Source organism: Streptomyces sp. NPDC002784 (assembly GCF_053592135.1).
This window is the reverse complement of the sequence record NZ_JBSFVD010000067.1, coordinates 1-8,018: the sequence shown is the minus strand read 5'-3', so window position 1 is coordinate 8,018 and position 8,018 is coordinate 1. Positions and strand designations below refer to the sequence as shown.

Below are 8,018 nucleotides of genomic sequence, written 5' to 3'. Positions count from 1 at the left end.
CCGAGCGCCGCCTCGCACTCCCCGATCCGCGCCGCGAACACCGGCGAGGACTCCAGCAACCCCCGCCCCATCCCCAGCCACTGCGCCCCCTGCCCGGGGAAGACGAAGACGGTTCCGCCGCCCGTCTCGGAGGTGGTGCCGGTGATGGCGTGTGCGGTGGCCGTACCGGAGGCCAGCGCCCGAAGGGCATCGGTCAGCTCGCCCGCCTCGGCGCCCCACACCACCGCGCGGTGCTCCAGCGCGGAGCGTGTGGTGAGCAGGCTCCAGCCGGTGTCGGCCGGGTCCGTCCCGGCTGCCACGACGTCCGCGATCCGGGCGGCCTGGGCGGCCAGGGCCTCGGCGGTACGGGCCGAGACGGTCAACGGGAGGACGGGGGAACCGGGCAGTCCGGCGGGTCCGGCGACGACCAAGGGACGGGTGGACGCGGTGCCCGGAGGGGCTTCCTCCAGGATGACGTGGGCGTTCGTTCCGGACATGCCGAACGCGGAGACTCCGGCCCGGCGTGGGCCTGTGCGGCCCTCGGTCCAGGGCACGGCCCGGTCGAGGAGGGCGACGGTGCCGTCGGACCAGTCGACGTGGCTGGTGGGCTCCCCGGCGTGGCGGGACGGCGGCAGGACGCCCTCCCGCATCGCCATCACCATCTTGATCACACCGGCGACACCGGCGGCGGCCTGGGTGTGGCCGATGTTGGACTTGATCGAGCCGAGCCACAGCGGCTGTTCGGCGTCCCGGGCCCGTCCGTAGGTGGCCAGCAGCGCCTGTGCCTCGATGGGGTCGCCGAGGGTGGTTCCGGTGCCGTGTGCCTCCACGGCGTCGACGTCGGCGGGGGTGAGTCCGGCGCTCGCGAGTGCCTGCCGTATGACGCGTTGCTGGGACGGGCCGTTGGGGGCCGTGAGGCCGTTGGAGGCGCCGTCCTGGTTGATGGCGGAGCCGCGGACGACCGCCAGCACCTGGTGACCGTTGCGGACCGCGTCGGACAGCCGCTCGACGACGAGCACACCGGCGCCCTCCGACCAGCCGGTGCCGTCGGCCGATTCGGCGAAGGGCTTGCAGCGGGCGTCGGCGGCGAGGCCGCGCTGGCGGCTGAACTCCACGAACGGGCCGGGCGTGGACATGACCGTCACACCGGCCGCGAGGGCCAGTTCGCATTCGCCGTTGCGCAGCGACTGGACGGCCATGTGCAGGGCGACCAGGGAGGAGGAGCAGGCGGTGTCGACGGTGACCGCCGGGCCTTCGAGGCCGAGGCTGTAGGCGACGCGGCCGGAGACGACGGCGGCGGCGCTGCCGGTGGCCTGGTATCCGGCGACGGCTTCGGGCGCGCGGCTCAGGAGGGTGGCGTAGTCCTGGCCGTTGGAGCCGACGAACATGCCGGTCGCGGAGCCGTGCAGCCCGGTCGGGGGCAGTCCGGCGCGTTCCAGGGCCTGCCAGGACAGTTCCAGCAGCAGCCGCTGCTGCGGATCCATGGCCACCGCCTCGCGCGGCGAGATCCCGAAGAACTCGGCGTCGAATCCGGCGACGTCGTGGAGGAAGCCGCCTTCGCGGATGTACGAGGTGCCGGGGCGGCGCCCCTCGGGGTCGTACAGGGCGTCGATGTCCCAGCCTCGGTCGGCGGGGAAGGCGCCGATGGCGTCGCCCTCCTCGGCGACCAGCCGCCACAGGTCCTCCGGCGAGGTGACCCCGCCCGGGTAGTGGCAGGCCATGCCGACGATCGCGATCGGCTCGTCGGGCGCCGCCGCCGTGGTGGGGGCGGCCGGGGTCGCGTCGGCGGTGGCGCCGAGGAGTTCGCCGCGCAGGTGGGCGGTGAGGGCGGTGGGCGTCGGGTGGTCGAAGATCAGGGTGGACGGCAGCCGTAGCCCGGTGGCGGCGGTGAGCCGGTTGCGCAGTTCGACGGCGGTGAGCGAGTCGAAGCCGAGGTCCTTGAAGGCGCGCGCGGGCTGGAGGTTCGCGGTGCCGCTGTGGCCGAGGACGGCGGCCACCTCGGTGAGGACGGTCTCGGTGAGCAGGTGCTCCTGCTCCTCGGGGGTGCGTCCGGCGAGCCTGCGGGCGAACTCGCTGTCGGCGGCGCCGGCCGGGGCACCCTCGGGGCCCGCCAAGTAAGGCTGTGCGTCCGGGAGTTCGCTGATGAGCGGGCGGTGCCGGGTGGCGGTGTAGGCGGGGACGAAGCGCTCCCAGTCGACGTCGGCGACGGTGACGGCGGTGTCGCCCCGGTCCAGCGCCTGCTGGAGGGCGGCGACGGCCAGCTCGGGCCGCATCGTGCGGATGCCGCGCCGTTCGAGGTGGGCCGTCATCTCGGCGTCGGCCATGCCGCCGTCGGCCCAGGCGCCCCAGGCGACGGCGGTGGCGGCGAGGCCACGGGCGCGCCGGTCCTGGGCGAGGGCGTCGAGGTGGGCGTTGGCGGCGGCGTACCCGCCCTGGTGGCCGCTGCCCCAGACGCCGGCGATGGAGGAGAAGAGCACGAACGCGTCCAGGTTTCGGTCGCCGAGGAGGGCGTCGAGGTGGTCCGCGCCGTCCGCCTTGGCGGCCAGCACGTCCGCGAGTTGCTCCTGGGTCAGCTCCGGTACGGCGGTGAAGTGGCCGACGCCGGCCGCGTGGACGACCGTGCTCAGCGGGCGGCGTCCGGGCAGCGTGGCGAGGAGCGCGGCGACGGCGTTCCGGTCGGCGATGTCGCAGGCGACGACGGAGACCTGGGCGCCTAGGGCGGTCAGTTCGGCGGTCAGTTCGGCGGCGCCGGGCGCGTCGGGGCCGCGGCGGCTGGTCAGTACGAGATCCTCGGCGCCGTTCCGGGCCAGACAGCGCGCGATGTGCGCGCCGAGGCCGCCGGTGCCGCCGGTGATCAGGACGGTGCCGCTGGGCTTCCAGTCGGTGGGGGCGGGGGTGCCGGTGGTGGCGGGGGTGGCGGGGGCGGGGGTGGCGGCGAGGGTGTCGGTGGTGGCGGCGGTCCGGGTGTCGGTGGTCTCGGGCCGGGTGCCGGTGGTGGCGGCGAGGGTGCCAGTGGTTTCGGGCCGGGTGCCAGTGGTCTCGCCCTGGGCGCCAATGGTGGCGGCGCGGGCGCCAGTGATCTCGCCCTGGGCGCCAATGGTGGCGGCGCGGGCGCCAGTGGTGGCGGCCCGAGTGCCAGTGGCGGCGGACCGGGCCCCGGTGGTGGCGGACCGGGTGAGGCGGCGCAGGAAGGTTCCGGAGGCGCGGACGGCGCACTCGTCCTCGCCGTCGGTGCCGGCCAGGACGGCGACGAGGCGGGTCGCGGCCCGCTCGTCGACCTCGGCCGGGAGGTCGACCAGGCCGCCCCAGAGCGGAGCGTGTTCCAGACCGAAGACCCGGCCGAGACCCCAGACCTGGGCGAGGGCGGGGTCGGTGATCCGCTCGTCGGGGGTGACGCCGACGGCACCTCGGGTGACGCACCACAGCGGGGCGTCGAGCCCGGAGGCCACGTGCGCCTGGAGCAGGGTGAGGGTGGCACCGAGCCCGTGGGCGCCGGGGAGGAGCGAGACCAGCCCGGAGGCGCCCCGGGGGGCGGCGTCCCGCAGCAGCCCCGCGACGTGCTCGGCACCGAGCTCCAACGCCTCGGCAGCAAGGCGGAGTTCGACGACGTCGGCACCGAGGGCGCGCAGCGCGTCGGACAGGCGGGCCCATGCCGTGTCGGACGTACCGTCGTCGGCCGGGAGTACGGCGAGCCAGGTGCCGTCCAGGCGGCCGGCGCCGAGGACCGTGACGGGCTTCCACACCGTGCGGTAGCGCCAGGCGTCCAGGGTGGACCGGTCCCGCTCGCCGCGCCGCCAGGAGGCGAGGGCGGGCAGCAGTGCGTCGAGGCCGGAGGCGCCGTCGGCCGGGCCGAGGTCCAGGGCGGCGGCGAGGGCGGTCGCGTCCTGGTTCTCGACCAGTTCCCAGAAGCGGGCGTCCACGGCGTCGGCCGTGGCGGTACCGGTACGGGCGGACTCCAGCCAGAAGCGGGAGCGCTGGAACGGGTAGGTGGGCAATTCGACGCGACGGGCGGCGCCGCCGTCGTGCAGCGCGGCCCAGTCGACGGTCCCGCCATGGACGTACAGGCCGGCGAGGGCGCGCAGCAGCGTGTGCGGCTCCGGCTGGTCCTTGCGCAGGGCGGAGACCAGCAGCGCGGGGGGCGCGGCGGGCATCGGGGACTCATGGGCGCCGGAGTCGTGCACACCCGGCTCGTGCACACCCGGCTCGTGCACACCCGGCTCGTGCACACCCGGCTCGTGCACGCCCAGCTCGTGCACGCCCAGCTCGTGCGCGGCGGATTCGTGCGCGGCGGGTTCGGCGAGGCAGTCGTCGGCCATGGCCGTCAGCACCCCGTCGGGGCCCAGCTCCAGGAAGGTGGTCACGCCCTGGGCGCGCAGCCAGCGCACACCGTCCCGGAAACGGACGGGCTCGCGGACATGCCGTACCCAGTACGCGGCGGTGCCCAGCTCGCCCGGCGCCGCGCCCGCGCCGGTGACGTTGGAGACGACCGGGATGCGGGGCTCGGCGTACTCCAGTCCGGCGGCGACGGTCCCGAACTCCGTGAGCATGCCGTCCATGTGCGGGGAGTGGAAGGCGTGGCTGACCCGCAGGTACGCCGTCTTGCGGCCACGCTCGCGCCAGAGGGCGTCGAGTTCGGCGACGGCCTCCCGGTCCCCGGCGATCACCACGGACGCCGGGCCGTTGACGGCGGCCACACTGACGACGGCTTCCCGCCCGGCAAGCGTCTCGCGGACCTCGTCCTCGCCCGCCCGCACGGAGAGCATGGCCCCGCCTTCGGGCATCGCCTGCATCAGCCGTCCGCGCGCCGTGACCAGCGCGGCGGCGTCGGGCAGCGAGAGGACCCCGGCGACATGGGCGGCGGCCAGCTCGCCGATGGAGTGCCCGGCGACGTAGTCGGGGCGCACACCCCACTGTTCGACCAGCCGGTAGAGGGCCACCTCGACGGCGAACAGGGCGGGCTGTGCCCACACGGTACGGTCCAGCAGCGCCGCCTCCTCACTGCCCGGCTCCGCGAACAGCAGCTCACGCAGCGGCCGTTCCAGATGGGCGTCCAGCGCCTCGCACACGGTGTCCAGGGCCCGCGCGAACGCCGGATACGCGGCGTACAACTCACGCCCCATACCGGCGCGTTGGCTGCCCTGCCCGGTGAAGAGGACGGCGACGGCACCCTCGGCAGCGGCGACACCGGTGACGGCCTCGGGCGCATGGCCTCCCGAGGCGACGGCCGCGAGCCCCCGCCCGAACCCGGCGCTGTCGTCGGCGAGGACGACGGCCCGGTGATCGAGGGCGGCCCGGGTCGCGGCGAGCGACAGCGCGATGCCGTCGGCGGGCAGCTCGGGCCGGTCCGCGACGAAGGCGGCGAGACGGTCGGCCTGGGCCCGGAGGGCGCCTTCCGTACGGCCGGAGAACACCCACGGGACCACGCCGGGGGACGCCGCGGCCGGAGTCACCGCCTCGGTGGGCTCCGGTGCCTGCTCCAGGATGACGTGCGCGTTGGTGCCGCTGATCCCGAAGGAGGAGACCCCGGCGCGGCGCGGACGGCCGTCCGCCGGCCACTCCCGCTCCTCGGTCAGCAGCCGTACCCCGCCCGCCGTCCAGTCGACATGCGGCGTGGGCTCGTCGGCGTGCAGGGTGCGGGGCAGTACGCCCTCCCGCATCGCCATCACCATCTTGATGACGCCCGCCACACCGGCCGCGGCCTGGGTGTGCCCGATGTTCGACTTCACCGACCCCAGCCACAACGGCCGTTCCTCGTCCCGCCCTTGCCCGTAGGTGGACAGCAGGGCGTCGGCCTCGATCGGGTCACCGAGCGCGGTGCCCGTGCCGTGTGCTTCCAGGGCGTCGATGTCGGCGGGGGTGAGCCCGGCGCCCGCGAGGGCCTGCCGTATGACGCGCTGCTGGGACGGACCGTTGGGCGCCGTAAGGCCGTTGGACGCACCGTCCTGGTTGACGGCGGAACCCCGCACCACCGCCAGCACCTGGTGCCCGTTGCGGACCGCGTCCGACAGCCGCTCGACCACGAGCACCCCGACACCCTCGGACCAGGCAGTGCCGTCCGCCGCCGCCGAGAACGCCTTGCAGCGGCCGTCGGCGGCGAGCCCGCGCTGACGGCTGAACTCCACGAACATGTACGGCGACGGCATCACGGCGACGCCGCCCGCGAGGGCGAGGTCGCACTCGCCGCCGCGCAGCGACTGGACCGCCAGGTGCAACGCCACCAGCGCCGACGAGCAGGCCGTATCGACCGTGACCGCCGGACCCTCAAGCCCGAAGGTGTAGGCGAGCCGGCCGGAGGCGACGCTGGAGGTGTTGCCGATGCCGAGGAACCCCTCGACATCGTCGGGCACCTCGTCCAGCCGCGCCGCGTAGTCGGTGGCGACCACACCGGCGAACACACCGGTCCTGCTGCCGCGCAGCGAGGTCGGCGCGAGCCCCGCCCGCTCGAACGCCTCCCACGTGGTCTCCAGCAGCAGCCGCTGCTGCGGGTCCATCGCCAGCGCCTCGCGCGGCGAGATCCCGAACAGGTCGGGGTCGAACTCGGCCGCGTCGTACAGGAATCCGCCCTGCCGGGTGTAGGCGGTACCGGGGTGCGCGGGGTCGGGGTGGTAGAGCCCTTCCAGGTCCCAGCCGCGGTCGGCGGGGAAGGCGCCGATGGTGTCGACGCCCTCGGCGACCAGCCGCCACAGCTCCTCGGGCGAAGCCACGCCGCCGGGGAACCGACAGGCCATGCCGACGATCGCGATCGGCTCGTCCGTCCCCGCCACGGTGGCGGGCACGGCCGCAGCGGGCGTCCGCGCCTCGTCAGCAGCCTCCCCGTCCCGCGGGAACAGCGCCTCATACAGATGGGCGGCAAGCGCGGTCGGCGTCGGATGGTCGAAGACGATCGCGGTGGGCAGGCGCAGCGCCGTGGCGGCGGTGAGCCGGTTGCGGAGTTCGACGGCGGTGAGCGAGTCGAAGCCCTGCTCCTTGAAGGAGCGCTCGGCGTCGACGGACTGCCCGGAGGCATGGCCGAGGACGGCCGCGACGCTCCGGCGCACCAGCTCCGCCAGATGCCGCTCCCGCTCGGCCCGGCCGAGCCTGGCCAACCGCTCGGTGAGCGCCGTCCCCGCGTCGCGGACCCCTGCTGTCGTGTCGGCGGTGCGGCGGGTGGCCGCGGGACGGACGAGCCCGCGCAGTACGGCGGGCACGGCCTCCGAGCCGCGCAGGCCGGCGAGGTCGAGGCGGGCGGGCACGAGAGCGGGCTCGGCGGAGGCCAGAGCCCGGTCCAGCAGAGCCAGCCCCTCCGCGGACGACAAGGGAGCCAGCCCGCTGCGGCTCAGCCGCCGACGATCCGCCCGATCCAGCTCACCCGTCATGGCACTGGCCTGCTCCCACAAGCCCCAGGCGAGGGAGGTTGCGGGCAGTCCTTGGGCGCGGCGGTGATGGGCGAGGGCGTCGAGGAAGGTGTTGGCGGCGGCGTAGTTGGCCTGTCCGGCGCCGCCGAAGACGCCGGAGGCGGAGGAGTACAGCGCGAAGAAGGCGAGGTCTGCGTCTTGGGTCAGTTCGTGCAGGTGCAGGGCGGCCTGGGCCTTGGGCCGCCAGACGGTAGCCAGTTGCTCCGGGGTGAGGGCGGTGACCAGCCCGTCGGACAGGACACCGGCCGCGTGGACGACACCGGTGAGCCTACGGCCGTCCAGCAGGGCCGCGAGCTGGTCGCGATCGGCGGCGTCACAGGCGGCGACTTGGATCGTCGCCCCCAACTCTTCTATTTGGGCGATGAGTTCCTGCACGCCTGGTGCTTCCGGTCCGCTGCGGCTGGTCAGCAGCAGGTTCCGTACGCCGTGCTCGGTCACGAGGTGCCGGGCGAGGAGTGAGCCGAGGGTGCCGGTACCGCCGGTGATCAGGACGGTGCCGTCCGGATCCACCGGCACGGGCATGGTCAGAGCGACCTTGCCGATGTGCTTGGCCTGGCTGATGAACCGGAAGGCATCCGGCGCCCTGCGCACATCCCACGCCCGCACCGGCAACGGCTCCAGCACACCCGACTCGAACAGGCCCAT

At 74.9% G+C, this 8,018-nt stretch carries 1 protein-coding gene; it reads right to left on the bottom strand.

Annotation, left to right across the window (positions count from 1 at the left end; translation table 11 throughout):
* Positions 1 to 8,018, bottom strand: an 8,018-nt coding sequence (locus ACWD1Z_RS35800) for an SDR family NAD(P)-dependent oxidoreductase (RefSeq protein ID WP_451124840.1), incomplete at its 3' end; no start/stop codon positions are given.